Genomic DNA, 25,369 nt, shown 5'->3' with positions numbered 1-25,369 from the left:
AACCTGTTTTTAACCAACGGCGTGCACGCGTTCGCTGTTGGCGGGGCCCCCCATCCTGTTTTCCACGTCCTGAACGTCGCTCGCCGCAAGGCGTCGACGCACTCCACGCACCGAGGCTTACACCCATGAACCACTCGCACCGCGCCCGACTGTCCAAGCTGTCGCTCGGCCTGATCGTCGCACTCGCCGCCGCTCCCGCGTTCGCGCAGAGCACCTCCGCCGGTGTCGGCGGCCAGGTGACCGGCGCCGGCGGCCAGCCCGTTTCGGGCGCCGATGTGACCATCGTCCATACCGAGTCGGGCACGGTGAGCCGTGCGACCACGGACGCCAGCGGCCGCTACAACGCCCGCGGCCTGCGCGTGGGTGGTCCGTACACGATCACGGTGACGAAGGCCGGCGAAGGTACGCGGACCGAAGACAACGTCTATCTGAACCTCAACCAGGTCAACACGGTCAACAGCGCGCTGACTGGTGATCTGACGACGCTGGAGACCGTGACGGCGACGGCAATCGGTGGTGGTTCTGAAATCTTCAGTGCGAACAAGATGGGCACGGGCACGAACGTGACCAGCGAACAGATCGAAGCGCTGCCCTCGATCAGCCGGACGCTCCAGGATTACGCGCGCCTCGACCCCCGCGTGTCGCAGACCGACAAGGCGCGCAACGAAATCTCGATCGGTGGTCAGAATCCGCGCTACAACGCGATCCGCGTCGACGGTATCAACAGTGGCGACACCTTCGGCCTCGAATCCAACGGTCTCGCAGCGCCGCGCCAGCCGTTCTCCATGGATACGCTGGATGAGATCGCGGTCGACGTCGCAAATTACGACGTGACCATCACGGGCGGCGTGGGCGGTGTGATCAACGCTGTCACGAAGTCGGGCACCAACACGTTCAGCGGTACTGTCTACGGCATCTATCGCGACAACGACTGGTCCGGCAAGAACGAAAACAATGTCCGTCCGGTGTTGTTCGACAGCGAGAACACCTACGGGGTCACCTTCGGCGGCCCGCTCGTGAAGGATCGGCTGTTCTTCTTCGCCAACTACGAGAAGTACACGGGCAAGAATCTGTTCATCGGCAATTCCAGCTACGGGCCGACCGGCTCCGGCGCGAGCAACATCGTGGGGATCTCCCAGGGCGAAGTTGATCGTGTGATCGACATCGCGCGTACGCGTTACGGGTTCGATGCCGGTTCGCTCGCGCTGCCGTCGCTGGACACCGAGTCCGAGGAGTACGGTCTGAAAATCGACTGGAATGTCTCCGACAATCACCGTGCCAGCTTCCGCTACGCGAAGTCGGAGCAGAGCCAGGCGTATCTGCAGGGCTTCGGGCCCTCGTCTCTCGCGCTCAACACCTATCACTACGTGAAGGATTACGAGGTCGAAACTTCGACGGCGCAGCTTTTCAGCGACTGGAATGACCGGTTCTCGACCGAAATGAAGGTTTCGTACCGGGATTACTTCGTGCCACGCGTCCCGCTGGCCAACCTGCCTGCCATCTCGGTCCGTGTCGGAGACAACACGATCAACCTGGGCACCGAGGAAAACACGCACGTCAATGCCGTGGGTACGAAGACCTGGAACGGTTTCTTCGCCGGCAATCTCTTCCTGGGCGACCACACGGTCAAGTTCGGTGTCGATTACGAGGACAACGACATCTACAACCTGTTTGGCCGCCGCCTCAATGGTGTCTACACCTTCGACAACATCGATGCGTTCGAGTCTGGCTCGGCCAGCCGGTACCAGCTGTTCTATCCGCGCGATGGCGTGCAGGACAACATGGCGGCGGTCTTCGGGCTGAAGAACATCGGTTACTTCGTGCAGGATTCCTGGGCGGTCAACTACAACCTGACGCTGAATCTGGGAGTCCGTTACGACGAGCCGCGTGTCAGCGGGTCGCCGTTCTACAACCCGCGCGCGTTCGCAGAGTTCGGCTACGACAACAGCAAGACCATCAATGGAAACGGCCTGTTCCAGCCTCGCGCCGGCTTCAACTACACCTTCGACAGTGAGCGGCCCATGCAGCTGCGCGGCGGCGTCGGCCTCTTCCAGGGTGCCGCGGCCAGCGTCTGGCTCTCGAACGGATTCTCGAACTATGGCCGCGACGCCTATGTCGATTATCTGTTCTCCAATGGGTTCAGTGGTTTCGATCCCGATCCCGCAAACCAGTGCGCGCTGATTGCCGCGAACAACCGGGCCTGCCCGCCGACCGCGGATTCCAGCGGTGCGGAAGCGATCGACTTCATCGATCCGGATCTGGGCCAGCCGGCAGTCTGGAAGGCGAACCTTGCATTCGAGACCGAGCTGCCGTGGTGGGGCGTGGTCGCGTCGGCTGAAGGCGTGTGGACGCAGGTCAAGGAAGCCATTTACTACCAGGAGCTCAATCTGGGGCCGGCCACTCGCGTCGGACAGGATGGTCGCGAGCTCTATTACAACGCGGTCGGCTACAACCGGGCCTGCTTCGGTGCGAACGGCACGCCAGTGGCCAACGCGGCAGGCGTGGCGGCGGGCTGTTCCCGCGTGACCGGTACCGATTTTCGGGGTCGGACCACGTATGCGAGCCTCGTCGATGCGAGGGCGCAGCGCGATCGCAATTTCACCAACGCGATTCTTGCCCGTTCGACGGACGAGGGTGAAAGCCAGCAGTACACGTTTGGACTCAGCAAGCCGTTCAACGAAAGCAACTGGTCATGGCAGGCGGCGTACACCTACACGTACGCGACGGAAGTCAGTGCGCTGACCAGCTCCACGTCTGGCTCGCAGCTGGGCAACAATGCGGTGTTCCAGGCGAACGAAGCGGTGGCGTCGCGATCCAACTACGAGATCCGTGACCGGTTCTCGGCGGCGCTGAGCTGGAAGCATGCGTTCTTCGGTGACAACAACACCTCCGTCGCAATGTTCTACGAGGGTCGCTCGGGACGTCCGTTCAGCTACACATTCGACAACGACGCGAACGGCGATGGTCGTCTCAACGATCTGCTGTATATCCCGGCGGGCCCTGGTGACGTGCTGTTCGGCTCGCCTGCGGAAGAAGCCGCGTTCTGGGCATACGTGGATGGCGACTCCTATCTGAGTGCGCGCAAGGGTCAGACCGCGGGCCGCAACGATGCCCGCAATCGCTGGGTGAACCAGTTCGATCTGAGGATTTCGCAGGAATTCCCCGGCTTCTTCAATGGCAACAAAGCCGAGATCGCGCTCGACATCCTCAATGTCGGCAACCTGATCAACAAGGATTGGGGTCGGATCGAGGAAGTTGGCTTCCCGGCAATGAAGGGCATCGTCGAATACGGCGGTGTCGATCAGGTGACCGGCAAGTACGTCTACCGCTTCAACACGCCCGACGAAGCGAGCGTGTATGACGACAAGGGCGTGTCGCGCTGGGCTGCGCAGGTGAGCTTCCGCTACAAGTTCTGATCCCCGGATCGAACACGTGACACCGAAACGGCCGGGGCAACCCGGCCGTTTCCGTTTGTGCGGAGGGCTGCGCTACAGTGCCGCACCGATCGAAGACGCAGACAAGAAGAGTCAGGAATGAGCAACGAAATCACGGCGGCGACGGCGCTGCCGACGGTGAACGCCTACATCTATCCGCGTGGTGGCCTCGATGTGCTGTCGCGCGACGAAGTCGCCCGCCTGCGCGATGCATCCAGCGGCGGCATGCACGATCTGCTGCGTCGCTGCGCGCTGGCAGTGCTGACCAGCGGCAGCGCTTCGGACGATCCGCGCGCGGCGCAGGAGCTGTATCCCGATTTCAACATCCAGGTGCTGCAGCAGGATCGCGGCATTCGCATCGAGCTGGTCAATGCGCCCGGCATGGCCTTCGTCGACGGCCAGATCATCCGCGGCGTGGCCGAGTTGCTGTTCGCGGTGGTGCGCGATCTCGCGTACACGGCGATCGAGCTCGGGCCGGAATACGCCACCGATCTCGAATCCTCGGCCGGCATCACCAACGCGGTGTTCGGCCTGCTGCGCAACGCGCGGCTGCTGCAGCCGGGCGATCCCAACCTCGTCGTCTGCTGGGGCGGGCACTCGATCAATCGCGGCGAGTACGACTACACCAAGCTGGTCGGTTACGAACTCGGCCTGCGCGGCATGGACATCTGCACCGGCTGCGGTCCGGGCGCGATGAAGGGGCCGATGAAGGGCGCGAACGTCGCGCATGCCAAGCAGCGCCAGTACCCGGCGCGCTACATCGGCATCACCGAGCCCGGCATCATCGCCGCCGAATCGCCGAATCCGATCGTGAACCAGCTGGTGATCATGCCGGACATCGAGAAGCGTCTCGAATCGTTCGTGCGCCTCGGGCACGGCATCATCGTCTTCCCGGGTGGCGTCGGCACGGCCGAGGAGATCCTCTATCTGCTGGGCCTGCTGCTGCAGGAAGAGAATCGCGACATCCCGTTTCCCTTCATCCTGACCGGCCCGACCGCGTCGGCGCCGTACTTCGAGCAGATCGACCAGTTCATCCGCCTGACCCTCGGTGACGAGGCCGCATCGCGCTACGAGATCATTGTTGCCGATCCGGAACAGGTCGCCCGGCGGATGTCGGCCGGCGTGCGCAAGGTCAAGGAGTACCGCGTCGCCCACAAGGACTCGTTCTACTTCAACTGGTCGATGACGATTCCGCTGGACCTGCAACAGCCCTTCATCCCGACCCACGAGGCGATGGCCGCGCTCGACCTGCACCATGGCCGCAAGCCGCATGCGCTGGCGGCAGATCTGCGCCGTGCGTTCTCCGGCATCGTGGCCGGCAACGTCAAGGAGGACGGCCTGCGCCGGGTGGAGGAGTTCGGCCCGTTCCGCATCAACGGCGACCGCGACATCATGCAGTCGCTCGACGGCCTGCTGCGTGCGTTCGTGGAGCAGCGCCGGATGAAGATCTCCGGTGACTACAAGCCCTGCTACGAAGTGGTGGCCTGAGCCGAGGGCTGCCGCGGCGCGCTTGTCGCCCACTGCCGACCGCCCGTCCGCCACCGCTTGAACGACGGGCGGTGGCCGCTAGACTGCGCGACGGGGAACGTCGGACGTACCGGCGGCGCGCGGGGTCGGGGATGCGAGCGAGGGGATTCACACTGGTGGAACTGATGGTCGTGGTCGCGATTGTGGCGATCCTGGCGGCCATTGCGTTCCCCAGTTTCGAGGCGACGATGCGCTCGAACCGGGTGGCGACCACCACCAACGAACTGATCGCCTCGTTTGCGCTTGCGCGGTCGGAAGCGGTGCGCAGCCCGCGCGGGGCAGGAATCTGCACGAGCACCGACGGCACATCGTGCACGGATTCGGACTGGAGCGAGGGCTGGATCGTCTGGATCGACATCAACGGCAATGGCGAGTTGGACGCTGCCGCAGGCGACCGCGTCGTTCGCTATTCGCAGGCGAAGCCGGGTGTCCAGATCGAAGCGGGCGCCGGCGGGAGCAACAACCTCCAGTTCGACCAGCGTGGATTTCTGGTGGGTGGCCTCCAGACACTGACCCTGCAGTCCACAGAGTGCCCGACCAATGCACCCCTGGTGCGCACCTTTACCGTCAAAGCGACTGGTGGCACCTCGGTTGCCAGAGGAACCTGCTCATGATCCGCCGATCGCCCAGCGCCCAGCGCGGCTTTTCGATGATCGAGGTGCTGATCGCCATCGTCGTGCTGGCCATCGGCCTGCTCGGCTTCGCATTGATGCAGACGATGACCCTGCGCTACACCCAGAGTGCCAACAGCCGCACGTTGGCCACCAATCTGGCCTACAGCCTGCTCGACCAGATGCGTACCAATCGTCTGTCGGTCTCGCAATACGAAGGCGCCGGGTTCGATGCCGACACCTTGTCCGAGGCGTCCTGCGCGCCGCCGACCGGCGATGCGGTGGCGCAGGGCATCGGGTACTGGCAGTGCCAGGTGTTCAATGCACTGGGGCCAACCGCCGAAGCCACGGTCACGTATAGCGCTGCGGGCGAAGCCGCCGTGACGCTGAGCTGGGGCGAGCGGACTGCGACCGAACCCAGAACCGACTTCACTGCGAGGACGCAGCTTTGAGGCCTTCAACACTCCGCCGCATGCGAGGCGTCTCGCTGATCGAAATGATGATCGCGCTGGCGATCGGCAGCTTCCTGATCCTCGGTCTGGTGCGGGTATTTTCCGCATCGCGCACCGCTTACCAGCTGTCCGAGGGCGTGTCGCGGGTGCAGGAGAACGGCCGTTTCGCGATGGAGTTCATCCAGCGCGATCTACGCATGGTCGGGCACATGGGCTGCGTCAACGACCAAGCGCATATGCAGAACATGGGCGCGCTGCTCAATCACGTGCCCGCCGGTCAATCCGGTGTCGATTTCCCTACCGGCATCCAGGCCTACGAGGCGACGAAGACGTCCGCGTCGACGATGCTGCTGGCAAGTGCGCCGGCAGCGTGGACGCCTGCATTGCCAGGAGCGGTCTCCGCGCTTGGACCGCTGGGCGGAAGCGATGTCCTGCAGCTGCGATTCCTGGCCGCCGAAGGCGCGCCTGTCGAGACGATCACAATCTCCGGCACCACGTCGACCATCTCCATTCCGGATGATCGATGGGATGCGTTGACACATGGCGGCGTCGCGACCCCGACGATGTTCGGCCTGGCCGACTGCAGTTTCGTCGATCTGTTCGTCGCCGGGGCAACGAGCGCAAGCGCTGGGACTGTGACTGCAGACTTTGCGTTCGATCGTTACACGCCGCAGCCGCAGGGGCAGACGATGCTCTACCGGCTCGAGTCGGTCGTGTACTACGTGGGGCGCGGCACATCGGGCCAACGTACGCTCATGCGCGCACGCGCCAATACCGATGGCAGCTACGGCGCCCCGGAAGAGCTGGTCGAAGGCATCGAGAGCCTGCAGGTGCAGGTCGGTCTGGACAGCAACGCGGCGGACATGCCGGCGAAGCCGCCCAGTGGCTACATCGGCAACTTCGTGCTCCCGTCGACGATCACCGACCCCACGCTTGAGGCCAGCTGGCGCTCTGTGGGCGCGGTGCGCCTCGGTGTGCTGGTCGCAAGCCCGGAACGCTCGGCCTCCGAGCAGCCGGAAAATGGCCGCAGTCTGCTGGGCGTGAGGTTCACGCCAGCCGACCCGGGCGACAACCGTTACCGCTTCGGCTACGAAAGCACCGTGGCCCTGCGCAACCGCCTCTATGGGAACTGACATGCGTATCGTCCGTCCGCCGAGCCGCCGTTTCCAGCGCGGCGCCGTGCTGTACATCGCACTGATCATGCTGGTCCTGCTCGCCCTGCTGGGCATCGTCGGCATGCAGGTCGCCGGCCTGCAGGAGCGGATGTCGTCCAATTACCGCGCGGTCAATCTGGCCTTCCAGGAGAGCGAAGCGCGGGCGCGCAGCGCCGAATGCGCGCTGGAAGACATGATCAATCGCACCAGTACGCCCGGCTGCGATGCGGTCGCCAGCGCGGATATCAATTCCTGCGAGACGGGTTTCGATCCCGGCGGTTGGGCAGAGGGCCGCGCGCTGAGCGAGACGCGCGCCATCAATGCGCGTCTGATCGGGCCCTGCATTTCCGGCAATTCGACGCTCGACATGGGCGCCGTGATCAACGAAGACCCGAATCCGATCTACCAGATCACCTCGTTCCACGTCGACGACGCGGACAACCCGACGGCGCAGGCCGTCATCGACACCATTTTCAGGCCGTGAGGGCAGCGCCATGAAGGGACGCACCAAGATCTACGCTGCCGCCACGGCGCTCGTTCTCGCGGGTAGCGCTTATTTCCTGCACTCGGTCATGGCCGTGCAGGGGCAGGGCACGCTGGCGCAGCAGCCGTTGAACGTGCAGGCGCAGATCCCGCCTGCCTTCATCATGGCGGTCGACGACTCGGGCTCGATGACGTTCGAGAATCTGCTGCCGGGCCAGGATGGCCAAGGCTGCTGGTCGACCGCCAGTCCGGTGGGCTTCTTCGATTCGAACGGCGCGCTGCGCACCTCTGGTACATGTGGCTACAACCATCTGATTCCGTATCCGGGGCACCGGATTGATGGCAACCGCCACGCCATTCCACCGATTCCGGCGTTTGGTTTCGCGCGCTCGCACGAGTTCAATCCATCCTATTTCAATCCAAACGAGACCTATCTGCCGTGGATTGGCACGGATTTGCGTCCTTACGGTTGGAACGCAACGAATCCCGAAGGCAATGCGTCCACCACAGCGACTCGTGCCGATCCGAGAAATGCAGCGCCGACCATCAATCTCACTGCTGTCCGGGGTGAGACAGACGCAGCGCTGATGTTTCGCTTTCTCAACGGCATGGTGTTGCCCAGCGGGACGGAGTACTACGTAACAGGCGCTTGTGGTGGCCTTGGGGGCGGCTTGTTGGGCATCAACAACAATCGCTGGGTCAGTCTCACTTCGAATCACACCGTGACGGCGACCTGCAACGTCGGCATCCGTTACTTCCCCGCAACGTTTTATCTCCAGACCACTACAGCTGCGCCAGCAGGATACCGGCCCAATGCGCGCACCAACGTCGGTGCTGCTTGCGGGAGTGGCTGCAACATGTTCCGGTACGAGATCAGGCCCGAGAATTACTCTTCGACGGCGGCATACAACGCTGCGCTGCAGAACTTCGCCAACTGGTTCTCGTTCTACGGCAACCGCAACCGCGCGATGATCGCGGGCATGACGCGCGCGATGAGCGACGTCCAAAACATGCGTGTCGGGTATTTCACGATCAACAATCGACCGAACCTGGTCACGATGCGCAGCATGAACTCGCCGACCGAGAAGTCGGCGTTGTACACCAGCTTGCTGAGCCTTCCGGCCAGTGGCGGCACACCCAACCTGGCCGCCGTCAACCACATCGGGCAACAGTTCCAGCGGACCGACGCCGCCGCGCCAATCCAGCTGGCCTGTCAGAAGAACGCAGCCATGCTGTTCACCGACGGCTACAGCAATGGCGGTAGCCCGGGTGCGCCCGCAGTCACCGGCCTGGGGCGTCCCTTCGATCCGACGCCTGCAGACAGCCTCGCAGCGATCGCGACGCGTTACTACCAGACCACGCTGCGTACCGGGCGGGATTTCCCGCTCGGCCGCGTGCCGGTGCCGTCGGGGTGCAACACGCCCAATCCGGACCCCCGGCTCGACTGCAACGCGAACCTGCATATGAATTTCTATGGGGTCACGCTTGGCGCGACGGGTGCGATCTACGATCCGGACGTCGCTCGCGATCCCTTCGTCGCGCCATACCCGAACTGGGTGGGGCACACCAACGACAACCCGACGACGGTCGACGACATCTGGCACGCGACCATCAATACCCGCGGCGAGTTCATCAATGCGCGTACGCCCAACGACATCACGGCCGCGATGCGCCGCGTCTTGGCGTCGGTGAGCGCCGGTTCCTCGCCGGCCGGCAGCATCGCGCTGACCGGCGCGCGCATCGGCCAAGGTTCGTTGTCGGTGTCGCCGTTCTACGAGGCACGCAACAACGGCACGGACTGGTACAGCACCTTGACCGCGCAGTCGGTGAGCACCAATGCGGCTACGGGCGTGGTGAGCTTCACCAATGCCTGGGAGGCCAGCACCCGTCTGCCTGCCGCTGCCAGCCGCAACATCTGGTACGGCACCGGTAGCGCCGCGCTGCAGTTCACGTCTGCAAACCTCGGCAACTTCCTCAAGCTTTGCGACAACCCGGTGGTGGGCATGTCCCTGTGCCGTCAGGGTCAGGCCACCACCTTGCCCGCCCTTGGGGGGGCGTCCGGCAACCTGACGCTGAACGAAGCGGTGAACTATCTGCGGGGCGACCAGAGCCTCGAAGTCGAGCGGAACACGAGCGGAACCCTGCGTTACAGGACTACCCGGCTGGGCGACATCGTCAATTCGACGCCGGTCATCAGCGCGCCGACGGACGACTACGGGTACCGGTCGCTCGTCGGCGGCCCGAGTGCGGGCGTCACATATGCCTCCAGCTATGCGGCCTATCTGACCTCCAAGGTGACGACCGACGACGCCAATTATCGGCGGCCGATGGTGTACGCCGGCGCGAGCGACGGTATGTTGCACGGCTTCGACGGACGCACGACGACTGCCGACGGTGGTGTCGAGCGATTCGGGTTCATTCCGCAGACCGTGCTCGGCCACATGGGCAACCTGCTGTTCCCGTACGATCCACGGGCGAGTGGCGACCAGCGGTTCCAGCATCGCTATTACGTCGACGGGCCGGTGACAGCCTCCGATGCGTACTTCCAGGGCGCGGGTCAGAGCGCTGCCGGCTGGCGCAGCGTCCTCGTCGGAACCACGGGGGCAGGGGCGAAGGGTGTGTTCGCGCTTGACGTAACTGGTGTCTCCCGTCGCAACGGCAGCTTCGGCGTGAACGACCGGCTCTGGGAGGTCAGCGCGCTCAATCAAAATCTGACCGACGCGCAGCGCAACAACATCGGGCACGTGCTCGGCCGTCCGGTCATCGTGCCGGTGAAGACGCGTCAGAACGGGACCAACACGGTCCGTTGGCGGGCGATCTTCGGCAATGGCTACAACAGCACCAACGGACGGGCGGTGTTGTACCTCGTCGACATCGGAACCGGTAATCCGCAGATCACCATGATCGAAGCAACCGAGGAAAATCCGCCCGGTGGTCTGAGCAATGGCTTGGGCAACATCGTCGTGCTTGATCGTTACAGTTCCGGCACTGATCCGGACGGCCCGATCAACGTCAACGGTCGCGATGGATTCGCCGACACCGTTTACGCGGCGGATCAGAAGGGCGCGATCTGGAAGTTCGATCTGCGTACCCCGAACCCGACCGGTCCGACCAGACCGCTGTTCACCTCGCTCACCTATCGCAGTGGTGCGGAGAACGGCACGCGTCAGCCGATCCTCGGTGGAATCACGGCCACAGCAGGTCGCAACGGCGGCGTAATGCTGTACTTCGGTACGGGTAGCTTCTCGTTTGAGGGCGATCCGGTCGACGCGACCCAGCAGTCGCTGTACGGCATCCTCGACATCGCTGCGGGTCAACCGACTGCCACCATCACCCGCACGAATCTCCTGGCGCAGACGATCACGACGCGTCCGGACAACGCCAACGTGCGCAACGTCAGTTCCAACGTGCCCGGTGCCGGCAATGTCGGCTGGTTCATTGATCTGCCGGAGCGCGAGCGGTTCGTGGGCTATCCGCGGGTCGAGAGCGGCGTCGTGTTCATGCCGACCTATGCGCCGGTGAACGCTTTGCAATGCAGTGTCGCAGGCGCGAACTGGCTCTACGGCCTCAACTCGCTGACCGGTGCTGCCGGCTTGTCGAATGTCTCGTTCGGTTCGCCACGGGGAGACTCGCCGGGTGAAGGCACCGGTGCCCTCGCGCTCGACACGCAGGGTACGGCGCCTGTGAAGGATGTCGCCATCTTCAGCTCTCCGCGTCTCGCGCCCTTGCCCTCGGACGCGACGGAAGAGGATCTCGAAGACGCTCTCGCGGCGCAGTGCTCGATGATCGTGCAGGTCGCCGGCGCACCGACGATGTACCTCAAGCGCCCCTGTGGCCGTCAATCCTGGAGACAGATCCTGTGACGAACGCTGTTGGATCGACACGAAACGGCGCGCACGCGCGCCTTGCGCGGGGCTTCACGCTGATCGAACTGATGGTGGTGGTGGCGGTGGTCGCGATCCTTGCGGCCATTGCCTACCCGAGTTATCAGGACTCGGTGCGCAAGTCGAAGCGTGCGCAGGCCAAGGCCGATATGATCGAGATCGCGCAGCGTTACGAGCGCTACCACACTGTCGAAAATACCTACGAAGAGTTCTGGGAGAAGGCATTCGACGCGGCGGATGCCGAGGTCGTATCGCCGACGACTGATGGGGCGACGGCGGCCTACCTGATTACGAACACGGAAGGCGTCAACACCTTTACGCTGACTGCAACGCCGCAAGGAGCGCAGGTCAAGGACACGCGCTGCGCGACGCTGACCCTCTCCAGCACGGGGCAGAAGGGCAGCAATGGAACGGCCGACCTCGCCGATTGCTGGTAGGTCAGCGCACGCTCCCGTCGAGTGGGCCGCATTGCATTTGCGGCGTTTCTGCTGGAGGGGGCAGGCGCGCTGGGCATCGGGGTGATGGGCGCTGGCGCGCTTTGACCCTGGCGATCCGGTCCGGAAAAATTCCTGCGCTGCAACGCTTGACCCCTGCCGACAACCGACTAGAATATGCGTCCCCGCCCGAATAGCTCAGCTGGTTAGAGCACTTGACTGTTAATCAGGGGGTCGTTGGTTCGAGTCCAACTTCGGGCGCCAAGATTCGAAAAAGCCTGTGCAGAAATGCGCAGGCTTTTTTCGTTGTGCTTGGTGCGTACGGCCTCGGTGCGGTCCCAGGCGGCCCTGCGCCGCGGCGCCGGCATGCCGGCGGAGTCGGATGTCTTACCAGGCTCGATCAAGCGGCCGCGCGACGAGGCTCGCTACAACGGGCAGGCCGGCGGGCGTGCAGGCCGTACGGTCCGCACGCGTCCGAGATTGTTGACGATCACCTGCCCGTTCAGGCTATCGGCGCTGCAGACGCGCACCGTGAGGTTGGTGCCGGCGCTGCGGCCGTCGCGTTGATAGCGGACGAATTGGCGGGTCGCGCCGATCCTCAGGCCGCGGCCTGCGCCCGAGGGCGCGTCGGCGATGCGGAGCAGGTCGGCGGGGGCGTCGGGCTGGCGGTTGCCGTCCGGGTCGGCGAACACGATCCAGCCGTGGCCCCAGTCGGCGTCTGTGCGACAACGCAGCGCAGCGGTACGTGGGCAGACCACGACCGCTGACCGGCGCATGATCGCGCTGTTGCGCGCCATCGCAAGGTCGGTGCTGACCAGATGCATGGCGGTCCGGACCCGGTGCCGGGCCAGCGTGTCGGCGAAGCCGGGCAGGCCGACGGCCAGCAGTACCGCGACCACGGCGAGTACGGTCATTAGTTCAATCAAGGTGAAACCAGCTTGGCGATGCATGGCAGCGTCCTTGCGGCCAGGCCGTACAGACTGGCCGCCACCACGATCCCGCGGATTCGGCCGGCTGCGCTTCGCAGGGTCGGAATGGGCCGGCTGCTATGGTCGGAAAGCAGTCCCGGCCGGGCTGTTGTCGCCGGCCGGGTTCGCCCCCACCTCTCCCGTTCCCCTGCAGCGACACCCCCATGAACGACGTGATCCATCCCGCCGCCTTCCAGCTCGTCTCGCCCTACAAGCCGGCCGGCGATCAGCCGCAGGCGATCGAAAAGCTGGTCGAGGGCTTCGAGGCCGGGCTCGCGCACCAGACGCTGCTCGGCGTCACCGGCTCGGGCAAGACCTACACGATCGCCAACGTGATCCAGCAGGTGCAGAAGCCGACCCTGGTGATGGCGCCCAACAAGACGCTGGCCGCCCAGCTCTACGGCGAGTTCAAGTCGTTCTTCCCGCACAACGCGGTCGAGTACTTCGTCAGCTACTACGACTACTACCAGCCCGAGGCCTACGTGCCGTCGTCGGATACGTATATCGAGAAGGACAGCTCGGTGAACGAGCACATCGAGCAGATGCGCCTCTCCGCGACCAAGGCGCTGCTGGAGCGACGCGACGCGATCGTGGTGTGTTCGGTATCGGCGATCTACGGCCTCGGCGATCCGAACGAATACTTCCGCATGGTGCTGCACATGGTGCGCGGCGAGCGCATCGACCAGCGCGAGCTGATCCGTCGGCTGACCGAGATGCAGTACAGCCGCAACGACACCGAGCTGCGCCGTGGTACCTACCGGGTGCGCGGCGAGATCATCGACATCCATCCGGCGGAATCGGAATCCGATGCCTTGCGCATCGAACTGTTCGACGGCGAGATCGAACGCATCACCCAGTTCGATCCGCTGACCGGCGAGACCCGGCGCACGCTGCCGCGCTACACGATCTACCCGAAGTCGCACTACGTCACCACGAGGCGCACGACGCTGGAAGCGATCGAGGCGATCAAGGCCGAACTGCCGCCGCGGCTGGAGCAGTTCTATGCCGAGAACAAGCTGGTCGAGGCGCAGCGGCTGCAGCAGCGCACCCAGTTCGATCTCGAAATGATGGCCGAGGTCGGCTACTGCAATGGCGTGGAGAACTACTCGCGGCACCTGACCGGACGCATGCCCGACGAGGCGCCGCCGTGCCTGTTCGATTACCTGCCGCCGGATGCGCTGCTGGTGCTCGACGAGTCGCACGTGACCGTTCCGCAGATCGGTGCGATGTACAAGGGCGACCGGGCGCGCAAGGAAACGCTGGTCAACTTCGGCTTCCGTCTGCCGTCGGCGCTCGACAACCGTCCGTTGAAGTTCGAAGAATGGGAGGGCCGGTCGCCGCGCGCGATCTTCGTCTCGGCCACGCCCGGCAAGTACGAACTGGAGAAATCCCAGGACCAGGTGGTGGAGCTGGTGGTGCGACCGACGGGCCTGATCGATCCCGAGGTCGAGATCCGCCCGGTCGCGACCCAGGTCGACGATGTGCTCGGCGAGATCAACCTGCGCGTCGCCATGGGCGACCGCGTGCTGATCACGGTGTTGACCAAGCGCATGGCCGAAAACCTCACCGAGTACCTCGGCGAACACGACATCAAGGTGCGCTACCTGCACTCGGACATCGACACGGTCGAGCGCGTGGAGATCATCCGCGATCTGCGGCTGGGCAAGTTCGACGTGCTGGTGGGCATCAATCTGCTGCGCGAGGGCCTCGACATGCCCGAGGTCTCGCTGGTGGCGATCCTCGATGCCGACAAGGAGGGCTTCCTGCGCTCGGGCGGCTCGCTGATCCAGACCATCGGTCGCGCCGCGCGCAACCTGCGCGGCAAGGCGATCCTCTACGCCGACCGCGTGACCAATTCGATGCGGATGGCGCTCGACGAGACCGACCGTCGCCGCCAGAAGCAGGTCGAGTACAACACCGAACACGGCATCACGCCGAAGTCGGTGGCGCGCGCGATTGTCGACATCATGGAGGGCGCGCGCACCGATCCCGAACTGGAGAAAAAGGGGCGGGGCAAGAGCCGCAAGGTCGCCGAGCCGGTCGAGGATTACGCGGCGCTGCCGCCCGAGAAGCTGGCCGCGCGGCTCAAGGCGCTGGAGCAGCAGATGTACCAGCACGCGCGCGATCTGGAGTTCGAAAACGCCGGCCGGATCCGCGACCAGATCCGCCAGATCAAGGAAGCGAGCCTGATCCGGTAAAAAAACACGTCCGGGTATTCGCCATCGCGCGAATCCGGTGTATGATTCGCCCCCTTCGGGCGGTTAGCTCAGCGGTAGAGCACTACCTTGACATGGTAGGGGTCACAGGTTCGAACCCTGTACCGCCCACCACTTAGATCCCTGATTTCAGGGCGCTTTGTGGACGAAGCACGGAACCCGGCCATTGAGCCGGGTTTTTCGTAACTGCGTGGTAACCGCAGCAGGGTCCTAATTGCTTTGCCTGGAGGCGGGCAGTAGAACTCGTTTTTCTGCAACGAGGCACGCTCATGCGGATCACGATCCAGTATCAGTCCAACTTCGCCTCCGGCGCGACGCCTGAGCCTGGAAGCGAGACCTCGCTGACGATTACCAAGCTCACCAACGACGAACTTCATCTGTTCGCTAAGTTCTCAGATGCTCGAGGCAGACAGAACGCCCCGGTTGACGAGGCGAGGATCACCTTCACCCGTGACGAAGCGGTACGTCTAGCGCAAGCCCTTGTCCGTGTACTGTCGAGTGATGATCCAAAGCTGCTAGAGCCGATTTGAAAGACACCCCCCCGCAGGATCCCCGTGCGGCGGCCGGGTGCCGGTCCTGAATCCCTCAGGCCAGCTGATGCCCCTGAAGCGGGGCGGGTGCAGGGTCGAACGTCCAACGGTCCCGCCTCCTGCCGGTGTTTATCTCGAGGGCGGCACGAACCGGCCATCCGCCGACGGTCAGGTATCCAGATCGCGCGCACGAACCCGGACCGTCTACCTCGCACGCGCTATATGTTCGAACCCTGTACCGCCCACCACCTTAAAGGCTTGATGCAATGGCCTTTCGGTGGAATTCGAAGACGCGGTGTGGGTGAGGACTGACCCCACATTGATCCCGGCAGTCCCCAGCGCTGCGCGCAGCGCGGACTCGCCAGCTTTCTCCTCTATTTCATGATCCCGGGTCGACGCGGCTCGACACCTGCATGGGGTCCGTCGCATCGCCGTGGTCGTGATGGCGTCTGAGTCAGCTCGCGGACCCGCGCTTGCGCGGCGCCTGGCCGGCAACAGCAAAACGCCTGGTCGTGCGCATCATCCCGGCAGGCGAAATGCCGCATGGAGGCGGCACCGATCCCGCCGTGTCAGCACGCACGCAAGCCGCGCGGTCGTCACGCTGGCGCGTCGGGCGGGTGCAATGATGCCGCTCTCTGGGCCGCCGGCCCACGGGGACTTCTATGGGCGCTGCTTCGACGATGTCCCGCCGCATCTTGCGGTTGCGCTACAGGCTGGGCCGCCTGCGCTCTCCCATACGCCCCGTCGAGCTGGATGTGGAGGCGCCATTGCGCGCCCAGCTCTTCAGTGCGGAACAGATGGAACTCCACGGTCGCGCGCTGGCGCTGACCCATCGCGTGCATGCGGGGCGTGTCCCCGACCGGTTGCTGTCGCGGCTCAGCGAGAACGCGGCGCTGCTGGAGGAGGCCCGCACGTTCCTGTCGCGCATGGTGCGCGACGACATCCGCATCACCCCGGCAGGCGAGTGGTTGCTCGACAACTACCACCTCATCGAAGAACAGGTGCGTCTGGCGCGGCGCCATCTGCCCAAGGGCTACAGCCGTGAACTCCCGGCGCTGTCCCAGGGCCCGTCGGCGGGTCTGCCGCGGGTCTACGACCTGGCGATGGAAGCCGTCGCGCACGGCGATGGCCAGGTCGATGCCACCACGCTGAGCCGCTTCGTCGCCGCCTACCAGGCGGTCACGCCGCTGCGGCTGGGCGAGCTGTGGGCGATTCCCATCATGTTGCGCCTGGCGGTGCTGGAGAACCTGCGCCGCATGGCCGTGCGGGTGATCCGCGACGGCCAGGACCACCGCTATGCGCGGCGCTGGGCCGAACGCCTGAACACGACGGCCGCGGAGTCGCCCAAGGACGTGGTGCTGGTGGTGGCGGACATGGCGCGCAGTGCGCCGCCGGCCACCGGTGCCTTCGTCGCCGAACTCACCCGGGGCCTGCACGGCCGTGGTGCATTGCTGTCGATGCCACTCACCTGGATCGAGCAGTGGCTGACCGACGGCGGCCTGCGCATCGATGCGCTCGTCCACGCGGAAAGCCAGCAGCAGGCGTCCGATCAGGTGTCGATCGGCAACAGCATCGGCAGCCTGCGTTTCCTCGCCAACATGGACTGGCGGGAATACGTCGAGACCATGAGCCTGGTCGATGCCGCGCTGCGCGAGGATCCCGCGGCCACCTACGGCCTGATGGACTTCAGCACCCGCGATCATTACCGCCATGCGGTCGAGAAGATCGCGCGCCGCACCGGTGTCAGCGAGCCGGTCGTGGCCGAGACCACCGTGCGCCTGGCGCAGGCGCATCCGGTCGACGCGATCGAGGCCCACGTCGGCTATTACCTGGTCGACGACGGTGTCGATCTCACGATGGATGCGTTGCCCGGCGCGGCGCGCAGGTCGCGCATCCGGCTGGCCGCGCGACCCTCGCCGTTGCCGCTCTATCTGGGCCTGATCGCCGTGGTCGTCGCGCTGGCGACCAGTGGCCTGCTCGGGCAGTCCGGCGCGCGCGATGTGCCCTGGGCGCCGTCATGGCTGCTGATCGTGCTCGGCGTGCTGGTTTTCAGCGAGATGGCGATCGCGTTGACCAACTGGCTGGCGACGGTGGTCGTCGCGCCGAAGCCGCTGCCGCGGCTCGATCTCTCGCATGGCATTCCGCCCGCGTCGCGCACGCTGGTCGTGGTGCCCTGCATGTTCGGCGACACCGCCGCGGTGGACGGACTGGTGGAAGCGCTGGAAGTGCGCTTCCTGGCGAACCGCGATCCGCATCTGCATTTCGCGCTGCTCAGCGATTATCTGGACGCCGACCAGCAGATGCTGCCCGGTGACGCCGCCACGCTGGCGCACGCGGTGGTGCGCATCGACGAACTCAACCAGCGCTACCTCGCCGACAGTCCGGCACCGGGCGGCGAGCGGTTCTTCCTGTTCCATCGTCCACGCACCTGGAATGCGGGCGAGGGGCGCTGGATCGGCGAGGAGCGCAAGCGCGGCAAGCTGGCCGCGCTCAATGCCCTGTTGCGCGGGGGTGGCGCGGCCGCGTTCGAGCGCATCGTCGGCCGCGTCGAAGTGCTGGCCAACGTGCGCTACGTGATCACGCTCGACAGCGACACGCGCCTGCCGCGCGACGCCGCGCGCGAGTTCGTCGGCACGCTGTCGCATCCGCTCAACCGGGCGGTGTTCGATCCGAAGCGCAATCGCGTGACCCGCGGCTACGGCATCCTGCAGCCGAGCGTCGGCAGCAGTTTCAGCGGACGCAGGATCAGCCGCTACGCCCGCATGTACGGCACCGAGCCCGGCATCGATCCGTATACCCGCACCGTGTCCGATGTGTACCAGGACCTGTTCGGCGAAGGCTCGTTCGTCGGCAAGGGCATCTACGACGTGGATGCCTTCGAGCATGCGCTGCACGGCCGGTTCCCGGACAACCGCATCCTCAGCCACGACCTGCTGGAAGGGTGCTACGCACGCGCCGGCCTGGTCAGCGATGTGCGCCTGTACGAGGACTATCCCGTCCGCTACGCCGCCGACGTCAAGCGTCGCTACCGCTGGATCCGTGGCGACTGGCAGCTGCTGCCCTGGCTGCTGCCGTGGGTGCCGACCGCGCGGTCCGGCGCGGTGCGCAATCCGCTGTCGTGGCTGTCGCGCGGCAAGCTGGTCGACAACCTGCGGCGCAGCCTCGTCCCGGCATCCGCGCTCGCACTGCTGCTGTTCGGCTGGTTCACCCTGGCCGCGCCGCTGGCGTGGACGTTCTGGCTGCTGACGGTGTTCTTCGCGCCGGTGTTGATTCCCGCGCTGCGCGACCTGGTGTCCAAGCCGCCGGACATGCGCATCGATACGCATCTGCTGCAGGTGGGCGATGCGACAGGCCGCGGCCTGCTGCGCGCGCTGGTGAGTTTCGCCTGCCTGCCGTACGAAGCCTTCTACAGCCTGACGGCGATTGCGGTGACGCTGTGGCGCACCCTGGTCAGCGGGCGTCACCTGCTGCAGTGGAATCCGTCGAGCGAGGTGGAACGCGCGCTGGGCAGCGGCATGGCCGCCGAGCTTCGGGCGATGTGGATCGCGCCGCTGCTGTCGCTGGCCGCCGGAGTCGCGCTGCTGCGCGTCAGCCCCGCCAGCCTGTGGGTGGCTGCACCGGTGCTCGCGCTGTGGGCCGCATCGCCGTTGCTGATGGCGTGGCTGGGACGGCCGCCGCCGCAGCGCAGCGCGCAGCTGTCGATGGCGCAACGCGCGTTCCTCGGCCGTCTGTCACGACGGACATGGGCGTTCTTCGAGGTCAACATCCGCGAAGAAGACCACTGGCTGCCGCCGGACAACATCCAGGAACATCCGAACCTCGTGGTCGCGCGGCGCACGTCGCCGACCAACATCGGCCTGTCGCTGCTGGCCAACCTGGCGGCCTGGGACTTCGGCTATCTGCAGACCACGGCGGTGGTGCAGCGCACGCAGCGCGTGTTTGCAACGCTGGATCGCATGGAGCGGCATCGCGGGCACTTCTACAACTGGTACGACACCGAAACCCTGACGCCGCTGCAACCGCGCTACATCTCCACGGTCGACAGCGGCAACCTGGCCGGACATCTGCTGACCTTGCGACAGGGGCTGCTGGGCCTGATCGACGCGCCGGTACTGGCGCCGCAGACCTTCGCCGGCCTGTCGGACACGCTGGGCGTGTTGCGCGCGCTGCATGACACGGACAGTGGCGCGGATCCGGCGCTGGACGCCGCACTCGATGCCTTCGAACGCCGGCTCGAGGCGGCGCTGCTGTCGCCGCCGACGTCGCTCCGCGATGCAGTCGCCACGATTGACGCATTGGCCGGCCTGGCCGCGCCGTTCGCGCAACCCGTGCGGCCGGAATCCGCGGCGAACGAGATCGACGACGATCCCGCGCACTGGGCGGCGCGCGTGCTGGCCGCCTGCGGCGACGCGCGGCAGGCGCTGGTGGCCTGTCTGCCTGCGACGACGGCCGAGGCTGCGCATGATGCCGATCCCGCGCACACGGCGCTGCCGTCGCTGCGCACGCTGTGCCTGCCGGGCACGGCGCCGGACGTCCGGGCATGGGCGGTCGCCCAGGTGCGTGAGCTGGAGCGCCTTGCGCACGTCGCTGGCCAGTTCTCGCTGATGGAGTACGGCTTCCTCTACGACCGCGCGCGGCATCTGCTGTCGATCGGCTACGACGTCGACAACCGCCGTCTCGACCAAGGCCACTACGACCTGCTCGCCTCGGAAGCGCGGCTGTGCAGTTTCGTCGCGATCGCGCAGGGAAAGCTGCCGCAGGACACATGGTTCGCGCTGGGGCGGTTGCTGACCGAGGTCGACGGCAGCCCGACGCTGCTGTCCTGGAGCGGCTCGATGTTCGAGTACCTGATGCCGCAGCTGGTGATGCCGAGCTATCCGGACACGTTGCTGGACCAGACCTCGCGTCATGCGGTGCAGGCGCAGATCGCCTACGGCCGCCAGCACGACGTGCCCTGGGGCATTTCGGAATCCGGCTACAACACCGTCGACACGCGGATGAACTACCAGTACCGCGCATTCGGCGTGCCGGGGCTCGGGCTCAAGCGCGGCCTCGGCGAGGATCTGGTGATCGCGCCCTACGCGACGATGATGGCGCTGATGGTCGCGCCGGAAGCGGCGACGCAGAATCTGCAGCGGCTCGATGCGGCGGGATTCTCGGGGCGTTTCGGCCTGTTCGAGGCGATCGATTTCACTGCCTCGCGCCTGCCGCGCGGCCAGACCCACGCCGTGGTGCGGTCCTTCATGGCGCATCACCAGGGCATGGGCTTCCTCGCGCTGGACCACCTGCTGCGCGAGCAGCCGATGCAGAAGCGCTTCGTCGCCGATGCCGAATTCCAGGCGACGCTGCTGCTGCTGCAGGAACGTGTGCCGCGCACCGGCGTGTTCCGCCCGCACGAGGTCGAATCCGTCGGCGTGCGCACCAACACCGCGGGCGACGAGACCCAGCTGCGCGTGTTCCGCACGCCCGATACCCAGCGTCCGGCGGTGCAGATGCTGTCCAACGGCCGGCTGCATGCGCTGCTCACCAGCGCCGGCGGCAGTTATCTGCGCCAGCACGATATGGCCGTCACCCGCTGGCGCGAGGACGGCACGCGCGACCACTGGGGCGCGTTCTGCTATCTGCAGGATGTCGAGAACGGCGATGTGTGGTCGGCGGCCTACCAGCCGACCTGTGTGCCGGTGGAGCATTACGAAGCGATCTTCTCCGATGCCAAGGCCGAATTCCGCGGCCGCAGGCGCGGCATCGAGACGCATCTGGAAATCGCGATCTCGGCCGAGGACGACATCGAACTGCGTCGTCTGCGCCTGAGCAACCGCTCGCGCCGCCCGCGTACGATCGAGATCACGACCTATGCCGAAGTCGTGCTGGCGCCGGCGATCGCCGACGAACTGCATCCGGCCTTCAGCAACCTGTTCGTGCAGACCGAGATCGTGCGCGACAAGCAGGCGCTGCTGTGCACGCGGCGCCCGCGCGCGCATGACGAAATTCCGCCGTGGGGCTTCCATCTCGTCGCCGCCCACGACGCGGACATCGACGCGATCTCCTACGAGACCGACCGTGCGCGCTTCCTCGGCCGCGGCCGCACACCCCGCGATCCGGAGGCGATGCGCCGCGCGGGACCGCTGTCGGATACCGCGGGTTCGGTGCTCGATCCGATCATTGCGATCCGGGTCCGGCTGACGCTGGCGCCGGAGCAGACCGCGATTCTCGACCTGGTCACCGGCGTCGGCGCCGACCGCGAGGCCTGCGCCGCGCTGCTCGACAAGTACCGCGACCGGCGTCTGGCCGACCGCGTGTTCGATCTCGCCTGGACCCACAGCCAGGTCGTACGCCGGCAGATCAATGCGACGCAGGCCGATGCGCAGCTGTACGAGCGCATTGCGGGTCTGATGACCTTCGCGCATCCGTTCCTGCGCGCCGACAGCGCGGTGCTGCTGCAGAACCGGCGCGGGCAGTCGGGTCTGTGGGGGCATTCGATTTCCGGCGACCTGCCGATCGTGCTGCTGCAGATCGGCGACGCCGAGAACATCGAACTGGTGCGGCAGATGGTGCAGGCGCATGCGTACTGGCGGCTCAAGGGCCTGCATGTCGATCTGGTGATCTGGAACGAGGACCAGGCCGGCTACCGGCAGCAGTTGCAGGAACAGATCCTCGGGCTGGTATCGGCGGGGCCGGAAGGCAATCTGCTCGATCGGCCCGGTGGCATCTTCGTGCGGCCGGCGCAGCAGATCTCGCAGGAGGACCGCATCCTTATCCAGTCGGTCGCCCGCGTGATCGTCGGCGACCAGCACGGCACGCTGGTCGCGCAGGTTTCGCGCCATGCGGCCCCGGATCGCAGCGTGCCGCTGCTGCTGGCCGATGGCGCCGGCCTCGTGCCGGAACCGCAGGCCAGCGTCCAGGACGTGGCGACTGTCGCGCTCCATGGTCTGCCGCCGGCGCGCGATACCGCCGCGCACGATGAGGATCCGTGGCCGTTCGAAGCCGTGGCCGAATCGACGGTCTTCGACAACGGCCTCGGCGCGTTCGCCGCCGACGGACGCGAGTACGTCATCGTTCTGGGCGACGGTGACGTCACGCCTGCGCCGTGGTCGAACGTGATGGCCAATCCCGCGCTCGGCACCGTGGTGAGCGAAAGCGGACCGGGCTACACCTGGTTCGAGAACGCGCACGAATTCCGGCTGACGCCCTGGCACAACGACCCGGTGTCGGACACGGGGGGCGAGGCCTTCTACCTGCGCGACGAGGACAGCGGTCACGTGTGGTCGCCGATGCCGCTGCCGATGCGCGGGCAGGGCGCGTACCGCACCCGCCACGGGTTCGGCTACAGCGTGTACGAGCACGTCGAGGACGGCATTGCCAGCGAGCTGTGGATCTACGTGAGCCTGCGCGATGCCGCCAAGTTCACCGTGCTGAAACTGCGCAACCTGTCGGGCCGCACGCGTCGGCTGTCGGCCACCGGTTACGTCGAGTGGGTGCTCGGCGACATCCGGGTGAAGTCGCAGATGCACGTCGTCACCGAACAGGACGCGTCGACCGGCGTCCTGACCGCGCGCAATCCCTACAACACCGAGTTCGGCGGGCGCGTGGCGTTCTTCGACGTCGACGGCGACCGCCGCACGTTTACCGGCGACCGCACCGAATTCCTCGGTCGCAACGGCAGCCTGCGCGCTCCCGATGCCCTGCGTCGCGAGCGGCTATCGGGGCGCCTGGGCGCGGGTCTCGATCCCTGCACCGCGATCCAGGTGCAGGTGGATCTGGCACCGGAGCAGGCGACCGAAACCGTGTTCCGGCTCGGCATCGGCGACGATATGCACGCCGCACTGGAACTGGCGAAGCGCCTGCGCGGCGCGACGGCCGCGCATGACGCGCTCGACGCCGTCCGCCTGCACTGGCTGCAGACGCTCGGCGCGGTACGGGTGGAAACGCCGGAGCCGGCCACCGATCTGCTGGTCAACGGCTGGCTGCTGTACCAGACGCTGGCCTGCCGTTACGTGGCACGCAGTGGCTACTACCAGTCCGGCGGCGCGTTCGGCTTCCGCGACCAGCTGCAGGACACGATGGCGACCGTGCACGCGATGCCGGCCTTGACCCGCGCGCATCTGCTGCGCAGCGCCGCCCACCAGTTCCCGCAGGGCGACGTGCTGCACTGGTGGCATCCGCCGGCCGATCGTGGCGTGCGCACGCGCTGCTCGGACGACTATCTGTGGTTGCCGCTCGCCGCCTGCCGTTATCTCGACGTCACCGGCGACGACAGCGTGCTCGACGAGCGCGTCGGTTTCATCGAAGGCCGTCTCGTCAATGCCGACGAGGAGTCGTACTACGACCTGCCGGTGCCGACGGGACGCGTGCAGTCGTTCTACGACCACTGCGTACTCGCGCTGGAGCGGGGCATGTCGCTGCTCGGCGAGCGCGGGCTGCCGCTGATCGGGACCGGCGACTGGAACGACGGCATGAACCGGGTGGGCGAGGGCGGCCGGGGCGAAAGCGTATGGCTGGGCTTCTTCCTCTACGACGTACTGCAGCGCTTCATCCCGGTCGCCACCGGGCGCGACGACGCGGTGTTCGCGGCCCGGTGCGCCGATGCGGCCGAGCGGCTGCAGGCCAATCTGGAAGCACAGGCCTGGGACGGCGGCTGGTATCGGCGCGCGTGGTTCGACGACGGCACGCCGATCGGTTCGCAGTCCAGCGACGAATGCCGGATCGACTCGATCTCGCAGAGCTGGTCGGTGCTGTCGGGCGCGGCCGAACCGGCGCGCGCGCGACAGGCGATGGCTGCGCTCGACACGCACCTGGTCAAGCGCGAGGCCGGTCTGATCCAGCTGCTGGATCCGCCGTTCGACAAGACCGCGCACGATCCCGGCTACATCCGCGGCTACGTGCCCGGCGTGCGCGAGAACGGCGGCCAGTACACGCATGCGGCGGTGTGGACGGCGATGGCCTTCGCCGCGCTCGACGATCGCGAGCGCGCCTGGGAACTCGCGCGCATGATCAATCCGGTGCACCACGCCGAGGACACGGCCGGCACGGCGGTCTACAAGGTCGAGCCTTACGTCATGGCGGCCGATGTCTACGGCGTCGCCCCGCATGTCGGGCGCGGCGGCTGGACCTGGTACACAGGATCCGCGGGCTGGATGTATCGCCTGCTCAGCGAATCGCTGCTGGGCCTCCAGCGTCGCGGTGACACGCTGCGCATCACGCCCTGCATTCCGGACGCCTGGCCGGGCTACCGGATGCAGCTGCGTCACGGCGCGGCGGTCTACCGCATCGCAGTCACGCGCAGCGACGCGGATGCACCGCAGCTCACGCTCGACGGCGTCGTGCAGGCCGATCTGGAGATCGCGCTGCACACCGCCGATGCAGTGCACGAGGTCGTGCTGCAGTGGCCGCGGCTTCCGGCCCAGGGCGTCGGCTGATGGGACTGCGGATCGAACTCGAGAGCGCACTCGATGCACTGGCCGGGATGATTCCCGTCTGGCGCGAAAAGCTGCGCGATCCGAATGCGTTCTGGCCACAGTTCGATGCGCTGTCGACCAGGATCCTCGCGCGTACACGCGACGCGGGAGAGCGGGCGGTCGTGCAGCAGCGGCTCGAGGCGATGCTCCGCGACGCGGGCTGCGTACGGCCCGGCCGTCGTTGAATGCGGAAGGGGCGGCTGTCGGGCCGCTCCTTCCAT

13 protein-coding genes and 2 tRNA genes are annotated in these 25,369 nt (G+C 66.1%); 14 read left to right on the top strand and 1 reads right to left on the bottom strand.

Translation table 11 applies throughout. The features are described from left to right. The first annotated feature begins 125 nt into the window (after window positions 1–125). From AC3A5K_RS09475 to AC3A5K_RS09435, 9 genes are all read left to right on the top strand, one after another. Window positions 126–3,416, top strand: coding sequence for a TonB-dependent receptor (locus AC3A5K_RS09475; RefSeq protein WP_487617273.1), 3,291 nt, complete (start codon window positions 126–128; stop codon window positions 3,414–3,416). A gap of 117 nt (window positions 3,417–3,533) precedes the next feature. Continuing rightward, window positions 3,534–4,922: a nucleotide 5'-monophosphate nucleosidase PpnN gene (ppnN, locus tag AC3A5K_RS09470; protein ID WP_487617272.1), complete on the top strand. Its 1,389-nt coding sequence runs from the start codon at window positions 3,534–3,536 to the stop codon at window positions 4,920–4,922. A gap of 131 nt (window positions 4,923–5,053) precedes the next feature. Continuing rightward, window positions 5,054–5,575: a GspH/FimT family pseudopilin gene (locus AC3A5K_RS09465; RefSeq protein ID WP_487617271.1), complete on the top strand. Its 522-nt coding sequence runs from the start codon at window positions 5,054–5,056 to the stop codon at window positions 5,573–5,575. Continuing rightward, window positions 5,572–6,024 carry a type IV pilus modification protein PilV gene (gene pilV / locus AC3A5K_RS09460; RefSeq protein ID WP_487617270.1) on the top strand — a complete coding sequence of 151 codons (453 nt, stop codon included), beginning with the start codon at window positions 5,572–5,574 and terminating at the stop codon, window positions 6,022–6,024. Before AC3A5K_RS09465 ends, pilV begins: the two co-directional genes overlap by 4 nt. A 20-nt stretch (window positions 6,025–6,044) precedes the next feature. Next, on the top strand, window positions 6,045–7,157 hold the full coding sequence (locus tag AC3A5K_RS09455; RefSeq protein ID WP_487617269.1) for a PilW family protein: 1,113 nt from the start codon (window positions 6,045–6,047) through the stop codon (window positions 7,155–7,157). A 1-nt stretch (window position 7,158) separates the two neighbouring features. After that, window positions 7,159–7,662, top strand: coding sequence for a pilus assembly PilX family protein (locus AC3A5K_RS09450; protein WP_487617268.1), 504 nt, complete (start codon window positions 7,159–7,161; stop codon window positions 7,660–7,662). A gap of 10 nt (window positions 7,663–7,672) precedes the next feature. Then, complete coding sequence (locus AC3A5K_RS09445) at window positions 7,673–11,524, top strand: pilus assembly protein (protein WP_487617267.1); 3,852 nt, start codon at window positions 7,673–7,675, stop codon at window positions 11,522–11,524. After that, window positions 11,521–11,982, top strand: coding sequence for a type IV pilin protein (locus tag AC3A5K_RS09440; RefSeq protein ID WP_487617266.1), 462 nt, complete (start codon window positions 11,521–11,523; stop codon window positions 11,980–11,982). Before AC3A5K_RS09445 ends, AC3A5K_RS09440 begins: the two co-directional genes overlap by 4 nt. A gap of 184 nt (window positions 11,983–12,166) precedes the next feature. Continuing rightward, window positions 12,167–12,243, top strand: a tRNA-Asn gene (locus AC3A5K_RS09435). 161 nt (window positions 12,244–12,404) lie between these two features. Here AC3A5K_RS09435 and AC3A5K_RS09430 read toward each other — a convergent pair. After that, window positions 12,405–12,929, bottom strand: coding sequence for a GspH/FimT family pseudopilin (locus tag AC3A5K_RS09430; protein WP_487617265.1), 525 nt, complete (start codon window positions 12,927–12,929; stop codon window positions 12,405–12,407). Between the two features lie 182 nt (window positions 12,930–13,111). Between AC3A5K_RS09430 and uvrB the strand changes: the two genes are divergently transcribed. The 5 genes from uvrB (at window position 13,112) to AC3A5K_RS09405 (ending at window position 25,333) form a co-directional block, all read left to right on the top strand. Continuing rightward, window positions 13,112–15,145, top strand: a complete 2,034-nt coding sequence (gene uvrB, locus AC3A5K_RS09425; protein WP_487617264.1) for an excinuclease ABC subunit UvrB — start codon at window positions 13,112–13,114, stop codon at window positions 15,143–15,145. Between the two features lie 57 nt (window positions 15,146–15,202). Then, window positions 15,203–15,277 (top strand) — tRNA-Val (locus AC3A5K_RS09420). 155 nt (window positions 15,278–15,432) lie between these two features. After that, complete coding sequence (locus AC3A5K_RS09415) at window positions 15,433–15,693, top strand: hypothetical protein (protein WP_487617263.1); 261 nt, start codon at window positions 15,433–15,435, stop codon at window positions 15,691–15,693. 680 nt (window positions 15,694–16,373) lie between these two features. Next, window positions 16,374–25,109: a glycoside hydrolase family 94 protein gene (locus AC3A5K_RS09410; RefSeq protein WP_487617262.1), complete on the top strand. Its 8,736-nt coding sequence runs from the start codon at window positions 16,374–16,376 to the stop codon at window positions 25,107–25,109. Continuing rightward, on the top strand, window positions 25,109–25,333 hold the full coding sequence (locus AC3A5K_RS09405; RefSeq protein WP_487617261.1) for a hypothetical protein: 225 nt from the start codon (window positions 25,109–25,111) through the stop codon (window positions 25,331–25,333). Before AC3A5K_RS09410 ends, AC3A5K_RS09405 begins: the two co-directional genes overlap by 1 nt. Window positions 25,334–25,369: the final 36 nt, after the last annotated feature.

The sequence above is a fragment of the Luteimonas sp. Soil_C_5 genome, assembly GCF_057656615.1.
The sequence above is the reverse complement of the archived record's forward strand: the minus strand, read 5'-3'. Positions and strand labels throughout refer to the sequence as shown.

Bases quoted from the DNA above. Each gene is read 5' to 3' on its own strand.
- AC3A5K_RS09475 (WP_487617273.1), top strand. From the start codon at position 126: ATGAACCACTCGCACCGCGCCCGACTGTCCAAGCTGTCGCTCGGCCTG.
- ppnN (WP_487617272.1), top strand. From the start codon at position 3,534: ATGAGCAACGAAATCACGGCGGCGACGGCGCTGCCGACGGTGAACGCC.
- AC3A5K_RS09465 (WP_487617271.1), top strand. From the start codon at position 5,054: ATGCGAGCGAGGGGATTCACACTGGTGGAACTGATGGTCGTGGTCGCG.
- pilV (WP_487617270.1), top strand. From the start codon at position 5,572: ATGATCCGCCGATCGCCCAGCGCCCAGCGCGGCTTTTCGATGATCGAG.
- AC3A5K_RS09455 (WP_487617269.1), top strand. From the start codon at position 6,045: ATGCGAGGCGTCTCGCTGATCGAAATGATGATCGCGCTGGCGATCGGC.
- AC3A5K_RS09450 (WP_487617268.1), top strand. From the start codon at position 7,159: ATGCGTATCGTCCGTCCGCCGAGCCGCCGTTTCCAGCGCGGCGCCGTG.
- AC3A5K_RS09445 (WP_487617267.1), top strand. From the start codon at position 7,673: ATGAAGGGACGCACCAAGATCTACGCTGCCGCCACGGCGCTCGTTCTC.
- AC3A5K_RS09430 (WP_487617265.1), bottom strand. From the start codon at position 12,929: ATGCATCGCCAAGCTGGTTTCACCTTGATTGAACTAATGACCGTACTC.
- uvrB (WP_487617264.1), top strand. From the start codon at position 13,112: ATGAACGACGTGATCCATCCCGCCGCCTTCCAGCTCGTCTCGCCCTAC.
- AC3A5K_RS09415 (WP_487617263.1), top strand. From the start codon at position 15,433: ATGCGGATCACGATCCAGTATCAGTCCAACTTCGCCTCCGGCGCGACG.
- AC3A5K_RS09410 (WP_487617262.1), top strand. From the start codon at position 16,374: ATGTCCCGCCGCATCTTGCGGTTGCGCTACAGGCTGGGCCGCCTGCGC.
- AC3A5K_RS09405 (WP_487617261.1), top strand. From the start codon at position 25,109: ATGGGACTGCGGATCGAACTCGAGAGCGCACTCGATGCACTGGCCGGG.